14 protein-coding genes, 1 tRNA gene and 1 pseudogene are annotated in these 19,849 nt (G+C 66.5%); 11 read left to right on the forward strand and 5 right to left on the reverse strand.

Going from position 1 to position 19,849, the window contains the following annotated elements; translation table 11 throughout:
* The first annotated feature begins 20 nt into the window (after positions 1 to 20).
* On the forward strand, positions 21 to 1,115 hold the full coding sequence (locus AB0L58_RS12630) for an NAD(P)/FAD-dependent oxidoreductase (protein WP_364385568.1): 1,095 nt from the start codon (positions 21 to 23) through the stop codon (positions 1,113 to 1,115).
* Between the two features lie 3 nt (positions 1,116 to 1,118).
* On the opposite strand, the gene AB0L58_RS12635 is transcribed toward AB0L58_RS12630, so the two are convergent.
* Both AB0L58_RS12635 and AB0L58_RS12640 read right to left on the reverse strand, forming a co-directional pair.
* Entirely contained in the window at positions 1,119 to 2,762 is a 1,644-nt protein-coding gene (locus AB0L58_RS12635) for a S8 family serine peptidase (RefSeq protein ID WP_364385571.1), read from the reverse strand.
* Between the two features lie 129 nt (positions 2,763 to 2,891).
* On the reverse strand, positions 2,892 to 4,706 hold the full coding sequence (locus AB0L58_RS12640) for a helicase HerA-like domain-containing protein (protein WP_364385666.1): 1,815 nt from the start codon (positions 4,704 to 4,706) through the stop codon (positions 2,892 to 2,894).
* Between the two features lie 386 nt (positions 4,707 to 5,092).
* On the opposite strand from AB0L58_RS12640, the gene orn reads away from it, so the two are divergent.
* Both orn and AB0L58_RS12650 read left to right on the forward strand, forming a co-directional pair.
* The gene (gene orn, locus AB0L58_RS12645; protein ID WP_364385574.1) at positions 5,093 to 5,734 is read left to right on the forward strand and encodes an oligoribonuclease; all 642 of its coding nucleotides are present in this window, start codon (positions 5,093 to 5,095) and stop codon (positions 5,732 to 5,734) included.
* 55 nt (positions 5,735 to 5,789) lie between these two features.
* Positions 5,790 to 5,865: transfer RNA gene (locus tag AB0L58_RS12650), tRNA-His, on the forward strand.
* A 165-nt stretch (positions 5,866 to 6,030) separates the two neighbouring features.
* On the opposite strand, the gene AB0L58_RS12655 is transcribed toward AB0L58_RS12650, so the two are convergent.
* The gene (locus AB0L58_RS12655; RefSeq protein WP_364385577.1) at positions 6,031 to 6,480 is read right to left on the reverse strand and encodes a hypothetical protein; all 450 of its coding nucleotides are present in this window, start codon (positions 6,478 to 6,480) and stop codon (positions 6,031 to 6,033) included.
* Positions 6,481 to 6,981: 501 nt separating this feature from the next.
* On the opposite strand from AB0L58_RS12655, the gene AB0L58_RS12660 reads away from it, so the two are divergent.
* The 5 genes from AB0L58_RS12660 to AB0L58_RS12680 are packed head-to-tail and all read left to right on the forward strand — an operon-like array spanning position 6,982 to position 14,185.
* Positions 6,982 to 7,491: a hypothetical protein gene (locus AB0L58_RS12660; RefSeq protein WP_364385580.1), complete on the forward strand. Its 510-nt coding sequence runs from the start codon at positions 6,982 to 6,984 to the stop codon at positions 7,489 to 7,491.
* Positions 7,491 to 8,867, forward strand: a complete 1,377-nt coding sequence (locus tag AB0L58_RS12665) for a hypothetical protein (protein WP_364385583.1) — start codon at positions 7,491 to 7,493, stop codon at positions 8,865 to 8,867. The genes AB0L58_RS12660 and AB0L58_RS12665 overlap by 1 nt, the downstream gene beginning before the upstream one ends.
* The gene (locus tag AB0L58_RS12670) at positions 8,864 to 10,252 is read left to right on the forward strand and encodes a VWA domain-containing protein (RefSeq protein ID WP_364385586.1); all 1,389 of its coding nucleotides are present in this window, start codon (positions 8,864 to 8,866) and stop codon (positions 10,250 to 10,252) included. Before AB0L58_RS12665 ends, AB0L58_RS12670 begins: the two co-directional genes overlap by 4 nt.
* A 13-nt stretch (positions 10,253 to 10,265) precedes the next feature.
* Positions 10,266 to 11,384, forward strand: coding sequence for an AAA family ATPase (locus AB0L58_RS12675; protein WP_364385589.1), 1,119 nt, complete (start codon positions 10,266 to 10,268; stop codon positions 11,382 to 11,384).
* Positions 11,381 to 14,185: a DUF5682 family protein gene (locus tag AB0L58_RS12680; RefSeq protein WP_364385592.1), complete on the forward strand. Its 2,805-nt coding sequence runs from the start codon at positions 11,381 to 11,383 to the stop codon at positions 14,183 to 14,185. Before AB0L58_RS12675 ends, AB0L58_RS12680 begins: the two co-directional genes overlap by 4 nt.
* Positions 14,186 to 14,426: 241 nt before the next feature.
* Here AB0L58_RS12680 and AB0L58_RS12685 read toward each other — a convergent pair whose 3' ends face one another.
* Complete coding sequence (locus AB0L58_RS12685) at positions 14,427 to 15,539, reverse strand: NAD(P)/FAD-dependent oxidoreductase (protein WP_364385595.1); 1,113 nt, start codon at positions 15,537 to 15,539, stop codon at positions 14,427 to 14,429.
* Positions 15,540 to 15,626: 87 nt separating this feature from the next.
* On the opposite strand from AB0L58_RS12685, the gene AB0L58_RS12690 reads away from it, so the two are divergent.
* Both AB0L58_RS12690 and AB0L58_RS12695 read left to right on the forward strand, forming a co-directional pair.
* Entirely contained in the window at positions 15,627 to 16,349 is a 723-nt protein-coding gene (locus AB0L58_RS12690; protein WP_364385598.1) for a TetR/AcrR family transcriptional regulator C-terminal domain-containing protein, read from the forward strand.
* Between the two features lie 365 nt (positions 16,350 to 16,714).
* Positions 16,715 to 17,740: an NADP-dependent oxidoreductase gene (locus tag AB0L58_RS12695; protein ID WP_364385601.1), complete on the forward strand. Its 1,026-nt coding sequence runs from the start codon at positions 16,715 to 16,717 to the stop codon at positions 17,738 to 17,740.
* Between the two features lie 63 nt (positions 17,741 to 17,803).
* Here the strand turns inward: AB0L58_RS12695 and AB0L58_RS12700 are convergent, their stop codons facing one another.
* Positions 17,804 to 18,433 carry a hypothetical protein gene (locus AB0L58_RS12700; RefSeq protein ID WP_364385604.1) on the reverse strand — a complete coding sequence of 210 codons (630 nt, stop codon included), beginning with the start codon at positions 18,431 to 18,433 and terminating at the stop codon, positions 17,804 to 17,806.
* 698 nt (positions 18,434 to 19,131) lie between these two features.
* Here AB0L58_RS12700 and AB0L58_RS12705 point away from each other — a divergent pair.
* A pseudogene (locus AB0L58_RS12705) lies at positions 19,132 to 19,849 on the forward strand (cytochrome P450); the annotation flags it as partial.

Below are 19,849 nucleotides of genomic sequence, written 5' to 3' on the forward strand. Positions count from 1 at the left end.
AATTCAGATAGTTTTATTTCATGAAGATTGTCATCGTGGGGGCCGGGCTGGCCGGCCCCCTGCTCGCCCAGGGCCTCAATCGCAACGGAATCACCGTCGAGCTCTACGAACGCGAAGGCACGGGCCGGCACAGCCAGGGCTATCGCATCAGCATCGATCCGGAGGGCGACCTCGCACTGCGCGCCTGTCTGCCGCCGGACCGCTACGAACGAATCCACGTCACCGCGGGCAAGCGCGGCACGGGCGTGCGATTCCTCGACCCGCAACTGCGCGTCGTCCGCGAAATGCTGGTGCCGCCGACGGCCGATGAGGACGTGCGCGGACGACACCTGACCGTCGACCGGCTCACACTGCGCAAGATCCTGCTCACCGGCATAGACGTCCACCACGGCGCATCCTTCCAACGCTTCGAACTGCTCGACGACGGCCGGGTCCGGACCTACTTCGACAACGGGACGGTCACCGATGCCGATCTGCTGGTCGCCGCCGACGGCACCCATTCCCGCATCCGTGCCCAATGGCTGCCGGATGCCGAGGTAATCGAGACCGGCCAGGCGGAGATCTACGGCAAGACAGCACTGACCGACGAGATCCGCACGCTGACCCCCGACGCGGCGCTCGACGGATTCAGCGTCGTCGCCGGCGACGACGGCCGGTTCATGTCACTGGCCGCGCACGAATTCGCCTCCGGCGACGGCGACGACTACGTCATGTGGGTGGTCGCCGCGCCGACCGCACTGGTTCCGGCCGACCTGTCCGCCATGGATAAGCCGCGGCTGCAGAAGATCGCCGCGGAACTCATCGCCGACTGGCCCGAGAATCTCACCGCACTCGTGCGCCACGCCGATCCCGAATCCGTCCAGAACACCACGATCCGGACGGCAAAACCGTTGTCGCCCTGGGAAACCGGGCCGGTCACGCTGATGGGCGACGCCATCCACACGATGATCCCGGCCGGGAGCAGCGCAGGGACGGCCCTGCGCGACGCCGCCCTGCTCTGCCGCCGCATTACCGAGCGGACCGGTTCGCTACGCGACGCGGTGCACGCCTACGAGACCGAAATGCTCGATTACGGTTTCGCGATGGTGGAACGCTCGCTGCGCAGCGTTACCTGATCCTCACTGCGGTCCGCGCAGCTTCTCGGCCGTCCGCACCGCGGTGAGCGCATTGAGACGGCCGAAGCCGTATTTGTCACTGTGCCCGTCCGCGCCGTACGCACCGTGTTGCGGATCGATCATGTCGCACGACTGCTTCAGCAGATCCTTGACCTCGCTCGACGTGAGATCCGGATGTACCGACAAGACCAATGCCACGACACCGGCCGCCCCCGGGCATGCGCTCGACGTGCCGCCGAAGCTATTGGTGAAGTTGCCCGCGGCATCACCGTCGTCGGTCGTGCCGACGTTGTATCCGGCGAGACCGTGCCGATCGACGGTCCAGATGCCAGTGGTCAGTGGGTCGGGGTGATGGAACGATGGATGTCCCAGATCGCTACTCGGGAAGGCACACCACACCGCCTTGCCGAAATCGCTGTAGACACTGCGCTTGCCGGTGTCATTGCAGGCCGCGACCGCGATGACCTTCGGAAAACTCGCGTAGCCGTCGTTCTCGACGTGCTCGTTGCCGTTGCCCGCCGCGAACAGCACGACGCACCCCTTGCCATTGCGTCCGTTCGTCACCGCGTGCTCGATCGCCAGCCGGGTGCTTGCCGGTAGCGGCACGACCTGGTTGTGCGCCGGATCGTCCGGCCGGAACCAGAGTCCGTCGGCCGGACCCCAACTGCACGAGATGACATCGGCACCGTGGTCGGCGGCCCATTTGAAGGCGCGCGCCTCGGCCTGCGAGCCGAGCTCGGAGGCGAGCCGAATCGGCATCAGCCGGGCCTCGGGAGCCACCCCGGAAGCACCGAGGGTGCCATTGGCACAGGCCACGCCCGCGCATGCGGTGCCGTGATTGTCGCCATCCCGAGGGCCGGTCCCGAGCGTATCGCGCGGGCGCGGATCGTTGGTCTGCCCGGTCGCGTCGCGCGGTGCGACCACCTTGCCCACCCCGGCGAACTCGGGGTGGTCGATATCGACACCGTCGTCGATCAGCGCGATCGTCGCCCCGCGACCGCGCGTTATCTCGTGGGCCGCTTCGATATTCGCGTGCGCCTTGATCGTGACACCGCCGATGGTCGTCGCCTTCAGATGCCACTGCTGCGGGAAGATCGTCTTGCGGGCGCGCCGCCGGATCAACTCGGGATGACAGTACTCGACATCGTCGCGGCCGAGCAGCCCGTTCGCGATATCGAATACCTGCTGGCCGGTCCCCTCTGGCGCGGCGGTGAAGTAGGCGTTGACGGCGTAGTCCACGGTCTCCTTGATCCGCAGACCGGCCTCGTCGAGCGCCGCCCGGCACTGCTCGGGATCGGCGTCATCGGTGAACTTCACGAAGACGTTCTCGGTGTACAGCACGGGCTCGCCAGCTACCGGATCCACGAGTACATGACCGGCGAAACGCACCTCGGGTGCGGCGGCGAGCACGGATTTGCGCCGGGCGACCGACCGCGAATCGGGCGGCACCCGATATACCCGCACACCCGCCTCCGGATAGGACACCACGAGTGCCGCGTCGTCCAGCTCGCCGCTCAGCGCGGTGCGGACCGACCCGACGGAGCGGGGCAGCGGGCGTCTGTCCTGGGTTCGGACCGCGATCAGGTCCGGGCTTTGTTCCAATCGGAAACCGGGATCGTTCTTGGTCCCGAAATTTGCGGTAGGCATGACAACTCCTTATCCTCGACCGCCCGAACACCACCGCAAAATTAGCGCTGACCTGGGCTGATGTATCGAGTACCGACTACTCGAAAATCCGGACCGCGGCAGCGGCTGGTCCGGGAGTGCCGCTCGCACTCAGCGCTTGCGGGTGCCGAAAATGCTGCGGCTGATCTCGCGCCCCGCGGCGGTCGCGGCCGAACGCAGGAAGCTCTTCACCGCCGGGTTTCTCATGATGCGCTCGGCGGCGGATTCCGCCTCGGGTGCGGCCTTAGAACGCCCCGGCGCCGAGGCCGGCTCCGCTTCCCGCGGTGCCGCGGCGACCTTCGCGGCCAAGATCTCGTAGGCCGACTCACGATCGATGGTCCGGCCGTACTTCGCGGCCAGCGCGCTGGACAGCGCCCACGACTTGATCTGCTCCGCGCCGATGGTGTCCATCAGCGAGCGCGGCGGCGCAATCCTGGTCCATGCCACGGGAGTCGGGGCGCCCTGCTCGGAGAGCACCGTCACGATCGCCTCACCGGTCCCCAACGAGGTGAGCGCCTGCTCCAGGTCGTAGACAGCGGTCTTCGGATAGGTGCGCACCGTCTTGGACAATGCCTTCTGATCGTCGGGGGTGAAGGCACGCAGCGCATGCTGAATGCGCGCACCCAGTTGGGAGAGCACCGAATTCGGGATATCGGTGGGCAGCTGGGTACAGAAGAAGACGCCGACGCCCTTGGACCGGATCAGCTTGACCGTCTGCTCCACCTGCTCCAGGAATGCCTTCGAGGCATCCGCGAACAGTAGGTGCGCCTCGTCGAAAATGAAGACCAGCTTGGGCTTTTCGACATCGCCGACCTCGGGCAGCGTCTGGAACAGATCGGCGAGCACCCACATCAGGAAGGTCGAGAACAGCACCGGCCGCGCGGCCTGCGCACCGAGTTCGAACAGCGTGATCACGCCCTGACCGCCCGCCATGCGCAGCAGGTCGGGCGGATCCAGTTCGGGTTCACCGAAGAAGGTGTCACCGCCATCGGCCTCGAGATTCGCCAGCGCGCGCAGGATCACCCCGGCCGTCGCCGCCGAAACCCCGCCGATGCCCTCCAGATCTTTCTTGCCCTCCGGGCTGGTGAGATGGGTGATGACCGCACGCAGATCCTTCAGATCCAGCAGACCGAGGCCCGCCTTATCCGCCCAGTGGAAAATCAGCCCGAGCGTGGACTCCTGAGTTTCGTTGAGCCCCAACACCTTACTGAGCAGCACCGGACCGAATGCGGTGATGGTCGCGCGGATCGGCACACCGATACCGCCGGTGCCGAGCGAGACGAATTCGGTCGGATAGCCGGTCGGCGCCCAGTCGGGCGCACCGGTCTCGGCCGCCCTGGCGGTGAGCTTCTCATTCGCCTCCCCCCGCCGCGCGAGCCCGGACAGGTCACCCTTGATATCGGCGAGCACCACCGGAACCCCGGCCCGCGACAGCTGTTCGGCGATGCCCTGCAGCGTTTTCGTCTTGCCGGTACCGGTCGCACCGGCGACCAGTCCGTGCCGGTTCATGGTGCGCATCGGAATCCGCACGCGCGCAGTCGGATCCGCGATACCGTCCACGACAACAGTGCCCAATTCCAGTGCGGCTCCGTCGAAGGCGTACCCGGCAGCGATCCCTTGCGCCACCGATCGTTCCGCGGCCTGCGCGGTGTCGTCCGCCGTCAACCGCGCGGATTCCGTCGCGGCCGCGGTCTGCGCCGCCGCGGCGGCCCTGGACTGTGCGGCCTCGGCCTGTGCCACCGCATTCGCCGCATTCGGATCCGCGGTCGCGGCGGCCGCCTCCTGCTCGGCCAACTCGCGCTCGGCGGCCTCGGCCGCGGCGGCGGCCGCCGCGGCCACGCGCGCTGCCTCCTCGGCCGCTTTCCGTGCCGCGGCCGCCTTCTCCTGCGGGGTTGGCCCGCCCGTCTCCCGACCACCACCCCGCATCGAATCGCTTCGCGATCCTGCGTTCATCGCGTCCTCCGTCCGGGTCTGACCCTCACTGCTTCCGCAGTGTTAGCTGTCGTGCCGAAAACGCATACGCCGATCCTCCGCAAACTCTATCGCCGCTGCTCCGACGGAGACGGCTCAACCCACTGGTGACCTGCACTCCTAGGCAAACAGCACCGGCACAACCACCGTTCGCGGCCCGTCTCGCATCCGAGTGGCCGAACCGCCTGCGACGCAGTCGCGAGTCTCGGCCGCTCGCATGCGGGGCTCACCCGGCACCCGACCGCCGCCCCCTCATCGAATCGCTACGCGATGCTGATATTCGGGGGCCGCGAACACGCGATGCCACGGGCATCCCGGACAAACAGGGCTAATGTTGCGGGGTGTCCGACAAATACGTGGTGTGGATGGATTGTGAGATGACCGGCCTGCGCCTCGACAGCGACAAGCTGATCGAGGTGGCCGCGCTCGTGACCGACAGCGACCTCAATATTCTCGGTGACGGCGTGGATATCGTCATCCACGCCGACGACGCGGCCTTGGCCGCCATGCCGCAGGTGGTCGCCGATATGCACGCACGTTCGGGACTTACCGAGGAAGTGCGCCGTTCCACGGTCACCCTCGCCGACGCCGAGCAGCAGGTGCTCGACTACATCCGCGAATACGCCCCGGCCGCGGGCACGGTCCCGCTGGCGGGCAACTCCATCGCAACCGACCGCGGCTTCATCGCCCGCGATATGCCCGCACTCGATGCGCATCTGCACTACCGGATGATCGATGTGAGTTCCATCAAAGAGCTGTGCCGCCGCTGGTACCCGCGCATCTACTTCGGGCAGCCGGAGAAGGGCCTGACCCACCGTGCGCTGGCCGATATCAAGGAATCCATCCGCGAATTGGAGTACTACCGGCGCACGGCCTTCGTCGCCGCACCCGGCCCTTCCACCGCGGAAATTACCGCCGTCGCGGACGAACTGAGCGGTGGCGCCGATTCGGCCGAGCAAAGCTCCACGTCAGAAACCGATTAGGGACTCGAGGGGTTGACAGGCTAATATCGACCGCGCTGGTGATTCACCGGCGATGGTGAGTGTAGTTCAGTTGGTAGAGCACCAGGTTGTGATCCTGGCTGTCGCGGGTTCGAGTCCCGTCACTCACCCCAAGCGTCGCGGTGCGCGAACCATCCCTCCGGGGGCGGTTCGCGCACTATGACCAGCAGATTCTTCATTGTCGATATGCCGAACTCCGTGGATTCTCGGCGATTACCAACTTCTCGCAGATGCTCGCCAACCCCCGACCAGTTGGCTGCTATTTCACCTGCCCGTGATCACGGCTGGCCGCTGGCGAACGCCTGTACGGCGTCTAGGAACTCCGGGCCGCCCATCGCGTATCCGCCGACGGTGCCACCGATCAGCACACCCACGGGAATGCTGATCCCCCATATCAGGGGCAAGCATGCCCCGAGGAGCCCGCCCACGATGGCACCGCCGACGACGCCAGGCAGGTTCTTGTCGATCTGCTCCCGGAGCCGGTCGGAGGAGCTGATGTCATTCAGCTGCGCAATATCTTCTGCCGTCGGCGTCAGCGTCAGGGTGCGGCCGTCCGCACCGATGTGCTGCGCAATCGCCATGGAACGACCGTCGATGTCGTATGTGTCCCCCGCAGTCACCGCAGTCGGCTGCTCCGTTACAGCCGGCTCTGCATGGGCGGTTGCGGCGGTGATACCCACGGCCGAGATGGCCACGAAAACGGCAGCAGTGATCTTCTCGAACTTCATCCTTCGAATCCCTCCACTCAACTGCCCCTGATGGGCGGACGGAGTCAGACCTTAGGCGTCGAATTCAATGGTGTGTGGTACGCCACACGCAGTTCGAAGTCACTGCATCTCGTTTCCATGTGGCCGGCTGGCGGTAAACCCTGATGGCGGACCGATCCGAGCGCTTGTTGGGTCGCGGGGTTCGTTGGGTTCCGAAACGGTCGGTAGACGTTCAGCGATCACTCCTTCGGCCCGCCACCCTACGGGAGCGGCCCACCATCGGGGAGAACTCACGCATCTCGTCGACGGTGACGCGGTCGCTGATGCACTCGCATCGCAATTGCGTTGCGGGAAACCGGAATAGGACCGCCTCGTATGCGGCGCGCGCTCAGATCATGGCGGTCGCCATCGCCGCCGGGTGGGCATGGAAGCGCTCTGCACCAGCCGATTCGAGGCTGGGACCGCACTTGTCGGTGCCCTCACCTATCTTGGGCGCATCGTGATCGACCGGGAGGGAGAACGATGGGCTCGAATCCGAGTGCCACGCCGGAGGAACCGGCCTGGGAAAGCGCTTCTGTCGTGCGGGTTTTGCCCGCCGTCGCACCGCGCAAACTGAATAAGGTGCCGTTCGTGGAGCTGGCCGACGGACGCCTACAGGGCGTGGTGTCGAGTGGCTCCGATATCTCACGCGTGTACGTAGCGTCGGTGACCACGGGGACGCATGGGCTGAGCTGTAGCACCAATAACAACCGGCCGTGCGGCGGGTTGAACCAGGGGTGGGTCTGCAAGCATCTGGACGCACTCATCGAAGAAGCGGTGCTCCAGTACGGGCAGGACCGGGTGGCGCGGTTCCTGCGTGTCGAGGTCCCCGAGGGCACGCGACTCGCGCACTGCCTCAATGGAACTCGCGATCCGGCTCCGGCCGCCGTGGTGTTCAGCCGGTTCCTGCGGCATCTGACCTACCTGGAACTGCCGGGTAGCACGACGCCGATTCCGGAACTGCACTGGTTCCCGGCGGGGGTGGGTCGCTGATGCAGGCTGTACAACTGGCCGCGCTGGCGGTTACGCCGGACGGCGTCGCGGCGGCCATGGACGCGGTGGGCGGCTTCGATACCGCGCTGATCAACGGCTTCGCCCGGGTTTCCGAACCGCAGCGCGCGGCACTGGCGGCGCTGGCCGCCGCCGTGGCGGGTTCGCCACTGGCCGAGGCGGTTACGGCGGCGGTGTCGAAGGTGAGCACCGGGGCGATCGGCCCGGCCGAGCTGTCAGCGCTGGCCGCCGCCCGTGCCGCCCTGCTGGGCGCGGTGCACGACGCACTGGTCGACCAAGCCGATACAGCCATGGGCCGCAATCGATCCGAGTGGTCAACTGAACTGGATCAAGCCACCCCGAGCCCACTCGCGACGGGTTCCCGTGCCTGGCTGGGCGAACTGGCCATTGCCGGATGGCGCGGCGTGGACCAGGACCTGGTGGCGGCCGCGGATCAAACCGTAGAGTCGCTGCTGGCCGAACCCGCGCTGCGACGGCTGGCGATGCTGCTGGACGGCTTCACCGCCGAACTGGGCGCTTGCGCGCCGATCGCCACCATGGACCGGGTGCCCGCGCGACGCTGGGCCGATCTCTGGACGCGCGCACTGCTGCTGTCCTGGCGTGGCGCGGAATCCGCTGTAACCGAGTCGGTTTCGGGTCGGCTGCTGCCGCTGGGCGTGGACCTACACGAGCACGGGACCGCCGTACAGGCCCAGGTGCACGGCGTGCTGGAGGCCGCGGGCGCACCGGCCCGTCGGGTGCGGGTATCGGTGGCCGCCGCCAAGGTGGACACCATTGTGGGACCGGCGGTTTGGCAGTTGCTGGGCGCGCATCGGCAATTGCTCACCGCGCTGGCCGAGCAGCGCGCGCTGGAACTCACCGAGATGCCGCTGACGGCGACCGGTGACCTGCTGTGGGATGACGATCAGGCCGAGGCCGGGGATGCCGCCGATCCGTTCGTCACCGCCACCGTGCAACTGCCGCATGCGCAGGCCCCGGCCGTCGCGCCGCTGAATCGCGATCCGGTGCACATCGCCGAACCGGTTCTGCTCGAGGGGTATCGGTTCCGCGACCGTGCGCTGGAGTTGGGTGAGCAGCGGATTCGGGTGGAACTGGACGCGCTGCCGTCCGCCGGTCCGCTCACTGCGGCCGGGGTGACCGGCTCCAGCACCATGATCGGACTGCTGCGCTGGGATGCCGGTGGCTGGTCGGTGCGACCGCTGGCCGTGCGGCGCAAGGTCAAGAGCGCACTCACCGCCTTCCACAACGGTGCTTGGGCGCTCGGCCCGACCGATCCGAAAGTCGCCAAGGCACAGGCCAAGTCGGGCGATGCCGTGGCGGTGTTGCAAGAACGCGCGGGACGGTTGCTGCGCCAATGACTACAGCATCGCGAAGCGATTCCATGGGGGTGACGGGTGGGCCGAATCATGAGACGCGACGTCAGCTCCTGTACTGGCGTCTACTGGCCGGCATTTTCAATGCGGATCAGCAACCGACGCTGGAACAGGCGAGCGCGGGCATCGTCGACGATCTGGGGTTGCCGCTGGCCGTGCTCGATCCGGGCATTTCCATCGACAATGTGGTGCAACGCTACCCGGAGATGAAGACGGAGTTCGAAAGCCTCGACTTCTCCGAGACAGTTGACTCCACAGCCCAGACCGTGGACGCCACAGCCGAGGACGCCGAGAACGAGACCGAAGCCGCTTCGCCCCGGCCCGTCGGCGCGGCCGATGTCCGCACCGCCGCACTGGTTTCCAAGCTGCTGCTGAACGTCTTCGCCACCGGCTCCGGCCAGGTCAGCGCCACCCAGCTGGCGGGCTGGCAGTCCGATGCCACTTGGCTGCGCCGCTGCCTGGGCGAGGAGCAGGCCGGCGCCGTGCACGGCGTGCTCACCGGTCTGGAAGGCGAACTGGTGTCCCGCATGCGGCTGCGCGAAGTGCTGGCCGATCCGCACCTGGCCGCCCAGCTCACGCCGAGCATGTCGCTCATCGAACAACTGTTGCGTGACAAACACAATCTGTCCGGCGTGGCCCTGGCCAATGCCAAACGCCTCATCCGCCGCTACATCGATGAGGTCGCCGAAGTCCTGCGCACCCAGGTGCAACAGACCAGTGTCGGCATCGTCGACCGCTCGGTCCCGCCCAAGCGCATCCTGCGCAACCTGGACGTGGACCGGACCATCTGGAAGAACCTGCCCAACTGGAACCCCCGGGACGAGCGCCTCTACGTCGACCGGCTCTACTACCGCCAGACCGCCAAGCGCACCGTCCCTGCCCGCATGATCGTGGTGGTGGACCAGTCCGGTTCCATGGTCGACTCCATGGTGAACTGCACCATTCTGGCGTCGATCTTCGCGGGCCTGCCCAAGGTGGATGTACATCTCATCGCCTACGACACCCGCGCCCTGGATCTCACCCCGTGGGTGCACGACCCGTTCGAAGTACTGTTGCGCACCAATCTCGGCGGCGGCAACGACGGCCCGGTCGCCATGGCCATGGCCCAGCCCAAGATATCCGACCCGAAAAACACTGTGCTGGTGTGGATTTCAGACTTCTACGAGTTCGACCGCTCCCAGCCGCTGTTCGAGGCCATGGAGGCGGTGCACCGCTCCGGGGTGAAGCTCATCCCGGTCGGCTCGGTGAACAGCTCCGGCCACCAGAGCGTCAACCCGTGGTTCCGTGAACGGTTCAAAAACCTTGGCACCCCGGTGATTTCCGGACGCATCCAGAAGCTCGTGCACGAACTCAAGAACTTTCTCGACTAGGAGACCAGCCATCATGAACGACGTTTTGCGCGCCCCCGCCGAGGTCAAGTACGCCGAGGAACTGGATTGGCTGGAGTCCATCGACGACGGCCCGAAGCCGTTCGCGTGGCGGCTGAGCCCGAAGATGGTGCGGCTGTTCATTCTCGGCTCCGAACGTGCCGACGGATTGGACCGCGAGGTGGAGCAGAAGTGGTTCGGCGACCGTAGTTTCGTCGAGCGCAGCATCGTCACCCTGGCCTCGGACCGGGGTCTGCTGCTCATCGGTGATCCGGGTACCGGCAAGAGCTGGCTGGCCGAGCTGCTGGCCGCGGCCATCAGCCGCAATTCCACACTGGTGGTGCAGGGCACCGCCGGCACCACCGAGGACCACATCAAGTACTCGTGGAACATCTCCATGGTCATCGCCAAGGGACAGTCGAGGGAATCGATGATCCCGTCCCCGATCATGACCGCCATGGAGCAGGGCGTGATCGGCCGCTTCGAGGAGCTCACCCGCTCCACCAGCGACGTCCAGGACGCGCTGATCTCCATCCTGTCGGAGAAGTACGTCTCCATCCCCGAGCTCGACGACGACAATGTGGTGTTCGCGCAGCCGGGCTTCTCCATTATCGCCACCGCCAACAGCCGCGACCGGGGTGTGAACGACCTGTCCTCGGCGCTCAAGCGGCGCTTCAACTTCGTGCGCATTCCGGTGGTGTCCAATAAGAAGAGCGAGGCGGAGATCGTGCGTTTCCGCACCGCGGAACTGCTGCGCCGCCATTCCCTCGACCTGGAACTGCCACCCACACTGCTGGACATCCTGCTGGAGAGCTTCGCCGATCTGCGCGCCGCCGCGGCCGCCGCCACCAGCGACGACGACAAGCTGGAGTCGGCGCTGTCCACCGCCGAGCAGATCGGTGTGCTCGAGGACGCCATCCTGCACAGCCAGTTCTTCGGCGCGAAGGAATTGCGCGCCGAGACCCTCGCCGGTTCGCTGGTCGGATCCCTGGCCCGGCGCACGCCCGAGGACCTGGCCATTCTCAACAAGTACCTGCACGGCGTGGTCGAGCCGCGCACCAAAGACAAGAAGGGCAATGCCGCCTGGGGTGAATTCCTGGACGGCGGCCGGGCGGCGATTGCGAGGCTGTCGTGACCGTCTCCGATACCCGGTCCACGTCGAATACCTTTGCCGCGCTGCGGGATCAGTTGGCGGACGCGGCCGTCGCGTTCGCCGGGATGCCGGGGGCGGCGGGCCACATCCTGACGGGCATGGTCGACGATGTCGACCGGGCGCTGTCGGAGCGGCTGGAGATCTTCCCGGTCTGTCACCACTCACCCGCCTCTGGTCTGGCCATGGTGCGGCGGCTGCGCGAAAAGCAGCCGAGCGTCATCTATCTGGAACTGTGCGAAGACATGCGGCCGCTGCTGGACGAACTGCGCAACTGCCGGTTGCCGGTCGCCTTGCAGGCCTTCGCCACCGATATCGAGGGTTTCCCGGCGGAATGGGCGCCGCTGTCGGTGGTCGCGCCGATCACCGAATCATCGGCCGAGTACCAGGCCATCGCCTATGCGCTCGATACGCCGGGTGTCGAACTGGTGCTGGTGGATCGGTCCACCGATCACGTCTTCCAGTGGGCTCCCAAAGAGCCGGAGTCGGAAACACCTGCCGACGACGAGCCGCCCGAGGACGAGGGCCTGCACGGCGCCGCAGTCGGCATCGAAATCGGTGATCTGCGACCGCGTTTCGCCGAACTGGAAGAACACCTGCTGCACCACGGCAAGGTCCGGCATTGGTCGGAATGGTGGGACCAGTACGTGGAGCAGCCCCTCGTGGACGCCGATTACGACACCTACCGCCAGGTCATGGTGATGATCGGCAGCCTGTTCCGGCGGCTGCGGCGCGGCAGCACCGTCGAGGACGAGGACCGCGAGCGGTACATGTGGACCCGTATGCGGGAACACTTGGGCGCCAACAACATCGATCCAGAAAAGGTCTTGTACGTCTGCGGCGCGGCCCATGCGGCCAGCCCGGTCGAACAGTTCGGGCTGTATTCGGACGCGGCGTTCGAGATCTCGTCGCGCTCGGCCACCAAGTGGCACTACGGGCTGATCCCGTCCAGCCATTCCGCCATCGAGGCGCAGTTCGGGCTGGCCGGCGGCGCGGTGTCGATCGCGGCGGCCACCTGGGCGAAGGGATTGCGGCGCGGCAGATTGCAGTCGTTCCAGCTGGAGGGCCAGCAGGGAACGAAAAAGCGCGCGAAGAAACCGCCGCTGCTGCCGGCAGAAGCGGAAGCCGAAGTGATGGACCAGCTTTCGGGATTTCTGTCCCGGCCGCCCGTGCTGGACCCACTCGATGAGGCCGAACTGCTGGAATGGTCGGTGGATATCGTCCGGCTGGCCCGGCGCAACGGCTATCTGGCCAGCACCGCCGACGCCATCGCCATCTTCGAGACCTCGATCCTGCTGGCGGGCTTGCGCAATCGCGCCCGTCCGACGCCGTACGACTTCCAGGACGCGGCCGTCACCTGCCTCGAGAAGGACCGGGTGCCGGGGCGGCGCGATGTGCGGCGGCTGTGCGAAATCCTGCTGGGCGGCGACCGCATCGGCCAGGTCGGATACGCGGCGCTGCCACCGCTGGCCCGCGATGTGCTCGACCGGCTGGAACCACTGGGACTGGATCTGTCCAAGCGGACACTGCAACGCGCGCTGCTGGACCTGAAGGCGAATCCGGACCTGCGGCCGTGCTCGGATCTGCTGTGGCTGCTGCGCAGGTTGCTGCCACCGGACGCGCTGCGACCCATCATGGGCGCACGCGGATTGGGTGCGACCTCGATCCAGGAGAGCTGGGATATCGGGCTCGGCAAATACCAGCGCTCGCTGGTGGAGCTCGGCTACGAGGGCGTGTCGGTGGAGCAGGTGCTGGAGCAGCGCCTGCGGCGTGCGGTCGCCGCACCGGACACGACAGCGGCGGTGGCGCTGGGCGCGGTCGAGGACGCGCTGGTGTATCTGGGATCGGTCCGGCTCGCCGACGAGCTGGGCAATCGCGCGGTCGACCTCCTCGCCGCCGAGCGAACGGTCGACGACGCGCCCGTCGTGCTTCGGCGTATCCGGGTGCTGCTCAACTACTTCCGCTCCACCGAAGCCGGCCTGCCGGCGTGGTGCGAACGGTTCGTGACGGCCGGGTACGCGCACTACTGCACCCTGCTGCCCACCGCCTTCGCCGCCGAGGAGACCGGACCGGCGCAGGTGGCGGCCATGCTGGGCTTCCTGTTCGGGATGGAGAACCTGGCGCTGTCGCTGGGCTGCGATCACACCCAGCTGGAATTGGCGGTGCTGCAATCGCCCCCGGAGGCGCCGGCCAAGGTGGCCCTGCTGTGGGCGGCGCGGTTCCAGCTCGGCCTGCTGACCATGGCCGAGCTGCGCGAACGGTGCGACGGGATGCTGGCCAATCCCCTGGTGCTGCCGACGGTTCCGCAGTACGTGAGCGGTTTCGTGCAGGCCATCGACCCGGCTCCGGCATTGAAACCCTTTGTAGTGGAACTATTGTCGAAGGCCTTCGGCACACTGCCGGACACGGTGCTGCTGCCGTGGCTGCCGAAGCTCATCACCACCCTGAAGGATCAGGCGGGCGATCTGATCCCGGGACTGGTCCGCGAAGCGGGCCGCACCTTCCCCGGCGCACTGCCCGCCGTGGATGCTTTCGTGCCGCCCTGGTCCGTCGAATTCAGCACGGCCGCAACGCCGGTGGCCGCAGCACCGCGCGGGCCGGTCACCGAACTACTGGCCGCCCACCCCGCCGCCTGCAACGCGCTCGCCGGACTGCTCGGCATCAAGGGCGGCTGGCAGGAGGCCGGACCGGCCGGAAACCGCGAGGCAACCGGTTTGCTCGACCGCTTCCCCGCAACCGCCGCCGCACTGGCGGTGCAGCTCGGCGTGTCAGCCGCGCGGAGCTGACGCGGGCCGGCCGGTTCGTCCCCGAAATGAGCGGCCGGGCGGCCGCCGATGGCCCGGCCAAAACACCTGCCCCAGCCCCGTTTCAGCGAAAACGAAGGGTCAGTTCGAGCAGAACAGGCCTGACCTGCATATCCAAGTGGGCCTAACGCTTCACAACGCGAACCCTCTGACGGTCGAAGGGCCGGTGATTCGGATCGTGCACCCCGCTAGCGAGCAGGAAACCGGGGTTTCACGATTTGCATCAGGCCGGTTCTGTCTGCGAGGCGATGGCGGGCAGCGCCTCGAGGCTGAAGCGGACGGCCTCGGCGCCGTATTCGAACATCTGGCGCTCGTAGTCGCCGACCGCGCCGAGGAGGTCGCGGCCGCCGGTGAGGCAGCGGCGGAGCAGGTCGGCGTCGCGCAGGGCGGTATTGGCGCCGTTGCCGCCGGTCGGTGAGGTGGCGTGGATGGCGTCGCCGAGCAGCGTGACCGGACCGGGCGCCCAGCGTTCGCCGGGCTCGACCACCTGGATGGAGAGCAGGGTGCTGTTGTCCGGATCGGCCTGTTCGATCAGCGCCCGCAGGTCCGGGTGCCAGCCCGGCATCTTCGACAGCACGGCCTCCTGTGGGGTCGCGGTGCCGAGCGAGCCGTTCCGCGGCAGGATCATGGCCCAGCGCACGTAGTCGCGGATATCGGGCAGGGTCACCTCGGGTGCCAGCGCCTCGGCCGCCTCCTTCGGCGGGGTACGGAACCGCATAGCGCCGAGCAGCAGGCTCACCCCGTCTCCAGCGATCTTCGAACCGAACGCCCGAGACAGTCCGGCAAACCGCTCGGTCAGCGGTGTGCGGCCGATGACGAACCGGACCCCGGTGTCGGTCGGGGTGGTCTGCGGGGACAGCACCGATCGGACGGCGGAGCCGACGCCGTCGGCGCCGACGAGCAGGTCTGCCGTTGCCGGGTCGCGGTCGGCGAACCGCGCTTCGACCTGGCCGTCCGCCAGCAGGTCGTAGCCGGTCAGCGCGGCCCCGGTGTGCACCGGCAGGCCGGTGAGCAGCAGGTGGCGGAGCACATGCCGGTCGACCACGATCCCGGTCCGGCCGGGGCCGAGCTCACCGACCTGGTTGAGCTGTGGGTCCAGGATCAGCCGCTCGCCGTAGGCGTCGCCGACAATGGCGTCCAGCAGCGGGTGCCAGCGCTGCGGCAGGCAGCCGCGCAGCGCCTCGAAGCCCACCGGGTTCAGCACCAGCCGGTAGCCCTGGAACCGGGCGGTGATCGCCGGGTCCCGCTCGTACACCTCGGCCTCGATCCCTGCCCCACGCAGGCCCTGCGCCAGGCACAGGCCACCAAGACCGGCTCCGGCAACGCATACTCGCACCACACACCTCCATACGAACTTAGTTCTACCATAACGAACTATGTTCTACTTGACGAACTAAGTTCGCGTCAAGCTATAGTGGCCAGCATGCCAGCCGATCCCCGACAACGCCGAGCGGCTCGTCACGCCCAATCCACCGAGGACGCCGCGGCGTCCTCACCCCGCAAGGAGCCCATCACGGTCGCCCGGATCACCGATGCCGCGCTGGAGGTCGTCGCCACCGAGGGTTACGACGCGCTGACCATCCGCCGGGTCGCCGCGGTGCTCGGCACCGGGCCCTCGTCGCTGTACGCACACATCGTCAACAAGGACGACATCGACGATCTGCTGGTCGGCAGGCTCAGTGCCGAGATCGCGCTTCCCGAACCGGACCCGGCCACGTGGCGCAGGCAACTCCTCGACGTGTTCACGCAGATCCGCGACCAGTACCTGAAATACCCCGGGGTCTCGCGCGCTGCACTGGCCATGGCCCCCACCAACCTCGAGACGCTGCGAGTCAGGGAGGGGATGTTCGCGATCCTGCTCGCGGGCGGAATCGAACCGCGGACCGCCGCCTGGGCGCTGGACGCGCTATCCCTCTATGTCAGCGCCTACGCCCTGGAGCAGTCGCTGGTCCAGAATCGGCGGAAACACCCGGATCAGGAGTGGGTCGTCAGCCGCGCGGAGCTGGAGCGCCGGTTCACCGCGCTGCCCGCCGACACGTTTCCGCAGACCCGGCGCTATGCCGTCGAGCTGACCTCCGGCACCGGGCCCGACCGGTTCGCGTTCACTCTCGGCCTGATCATGGACAACCTCAGCCCGTCAGCTTGACTGGTCAACCACCGCAATGTGTTCGCGCAATGCCACACAATAGGCAATCCGCAGCTCGATGACGTGCGGATTTCCTATTCAGTGGGCCTAACGCTCCACAACCCCAACACCCTGACGGCCGATGGACCAGAGATTCGGATCAGGCCGATAGTCGTTCGACAGTTGAAAACCATGGCTTGGCTTCTGATTTACCGATTTATCGGCGATCGACGCTCTGCTGGCGCATCGAGACCACCCGCGCACCCCAAAGCGTCAACTCGGTTCGTTCAGATCGGATGTGTGCGGCTCCGTTGCGGTGCCCGCGGCAGGTGCGAGACCAGGAAATTCGGATGACAGCGATCGGATAGGCGGGTTAGCGTCGCCGCGTGAATCGCCATTGGATTCTGGTCCAACGACCGGTAGGCATGGTTGACGACAGTAGCTTCGAGCTCAGGGGCGGCGCTGTCCCGACCCCCGGCCCGGAAGAGGCACTCGTCAGGGTGGTCTGGCTGGCTTTCGATCCAACTCAACGTGGCTGGCTCAATGATGGCCCGAACTACCTGGATCCAGTGCCACTCGGTGCGGTGATGCGCGCCGGTGGCGTCGGGCAGGTGGTGGCATCCCGCAACGCCGACTACGCAGTGGGAGACTGGGTTTGCGGGATGGTCGGATGGCAGGACTACGCGATTGCCTCGGGCCAGGGGCTGCTGGGACTGAATGTCGTTCCGCCAGGCATCGACCCCAAGGCGATGCTCGGCATCTTCGGCGCGACCGGACTTACCGCTTACTTCGGCATGATCGATATCGGCAGACCGTCGGCCGGGGATACCGTGCTGGTGTCCGGAGCCGCTGGCGCGACGGGTTCCATCGCGGGCCAGATCGCGAAAGCGCTGGGATGCAGGGTGATCGGGATCGCGGGCGGAACCGCCAAGTGCACCTGGGTCACCGAGGTCGCCCGGTTCGATGCCTGCATCGACTATAAGGCCGACGACGTCGAGGCGCGGTTGCACGAATTGGCTCCCGATGGCATCCAGGTGTTTTTCGACAACGTAGGCGGCGCCATCCTGGACGCCGGGCTGGCGAATATCGCCGAGCGAGCTCGAATCGTGCTCTGCGGCGCCATCTCTTCCGGCTACGAGGCGGGCGAACCGCCTCCTGGACCACGCAACTACATGCAGCTCGGACTCAAGCGGGCACGGATGGAGGGGTTCATCTTTCTGGACTACCTCGACCGATTCCCAGAGGCATTCGGCCGACTACACGAATGGATGATCCAGGGCCACATCGTGTACGCCGAAGATGTGCAGGAAGGCCTCGAACTCGCGCCAGCCATGCTGCGTGGCCTCTTCGAAGGGCGCAACCTCGGCAAACAACTGCTCCGCATCGCACCCACCCCACTGACGAAGCCCTGACCTCGCTCGAACCGACCCACAATCTTGGCGGCGTCGTCGCGGCCGGGAACTCGGCGGTAAGTCTCATGCTGAATCCGGTAGCAGTGTCACGCATTCGGTGGCGGAATCCGCCGATGGGCGTGCCGTCTCGTAGTCGTCCGACTGCGATGATTTGGTACGGGTACGCCGAATCGGGTGTTGATCGGAGGGATCGGGTGTCGTGGTAGTCGATGAACATTCGCTCGCGATGGGAGATCCGCCGGTGGTTTCGACGACTTCCTGCCAACCGTTGGGCCCGGGGCGAATGATCCAGTGATCCGGACAGACCTCGAGGAGCGGCGGCTCATCGCTGGTGACGACGTAGTCGTTCCACCAGCGGACGAACGCCTGCACCGATCCGGTGTTGATATCGAGGTCAATGGTGCTATGTGTACGGTGCCCGGCCGAAAGTCCGGCAAGCGCTCTGGTTGCAATCGCCGACGCGCGGAGTTGGCGATGCAGGAGCGATTCGATCCGCTCATGTCCGAGCGCGAGCTTGCGTTCGACGATGCCGACACGCGCGGTCGCCAGTTCCCCGGCGGCTGCGTCGATCCCGAGCATGGATAGCACTTTCCGGGCTCGTCGCGTTTCCCATGCTAGGACCTCGCTGCGCGATACCGATCGTCGGCCGATCGTGGTGACGATATCGAGTTCGGTATCTGGTTGATCCAGCATGAACTTCCCCTGGCCCAGACGCGCCGAGCGCCACGCCCAACCTCGCGATTCGCGGCTGTTTGGGCATTTCTGGATCGGGTGTCGACTGGTGTGCTTGTTCCCCCGAGCCTTCACGCTGCCTACAGTGGAGCAGCGGCCAAGCTCCTGTTTGTTCGAGCATCGCAAAGAATGGCGCGCAGCACCCGACATTCGGCGTGAGCGAGCGTTTACCTCCCGCCTGCCCGGAGCGTGCCGGGCCCTGGAGCCCCTGGATGGCTCGGCCACAAGCAACGATCAACCACCGCAATATGTTCGTGCAATGCCATAAATAGCGAGGACGCAGATGACCTGCGGCTTCGCTGTTCGGTGGGCCTAATGGCCCGCGGCGCGCCCCTGGCACACGACCACTCACATCCGCCGAGTACCTACCGGCGTGATTCGAATCGCCGGCCCTGCGACCGTCAGCGGGTTCGGGTTGTGACGCCAGGTCGTAGGCGGCAAGAAAGCACGCCATCGACCCGATCAGACGTTCACCAACCGCGTTCGACGCACGATACTTCGCATCGGCTGCCGCCGATGCGGTGCGGAACGAGTGGCACGAAATCCCCCTGGACAGTACGCTTCTCGAGGTTGCAGCAGTGGTTCGGCGACCGAAAAGCAGGGATGCGCTGAAGACCGCGTCCCCAGAACAGCACACACGAACATCTGGAGCTCCATTCGTGAGTACGCCACAGTCCCGACTGGAAACCCCGGCCTGTCCGGTCGTCCACGGCTCGCCGATGGCTACCGAAGGTCCGAAGGTGTCGCTGTACTCGCCGGAATTCGCCGCGGATCCGCACCGTGTTTACGACGAAATGCGAAGACAATACGGCTCTTTGGCTCCGGTTGAACTGGCGCCGGGCGTGCCGGCCACGTTGGTGGTCGGGTATGACACCGCGCTGCGGATCCTCAACGATCCCGAGCGCTTCCCTGTCGATCCGCGCACCTGGCAGCAGAACATCCCGGCCGACTGCCCCGTCCTGCCGCTTATGGAGTGGCGTCCCACCGGGAGTCGAAGCGACGGAGCGGTCCTCCAGCGCTACCGGCAGGCACTCACCATGAGTATCAACGCGGTAGATCTGTATGCTCTCGATGCCACCGTGGAGAAGATCGCCATCCCGCTGGTCAACACCTTTTGCCAGGCCGGTACAGCCGATCTGATCAGTCAATACGCGTTGCCACTCGCATTCGCGGTCACCGATGCTCTGCTGGGCTGCCCGCCCGAGATCGGACAGCGGATCGCCGCAGGCATGGCCGCGATGTTCGAGGGGATCGATGCCGAGGACGGCAACAAGATGATCGTCGAGGCGCTGCTGGAACTGGTGGCCCTCAAACGGACCCATCCTGGCAACGACATCACCTCGCTACTGCTGCGGCATCCGGCCGAACTCGACGAAC

Source organism: Nocardia sp. NPDC052112, from assembly GCF_040680135.1.
Classification (GTDB): domain Bacteria; phylum Actinomycetota; class Actinomycetes; order Mycobacteriales; family Mycobacteriaceae; genus Nocardia.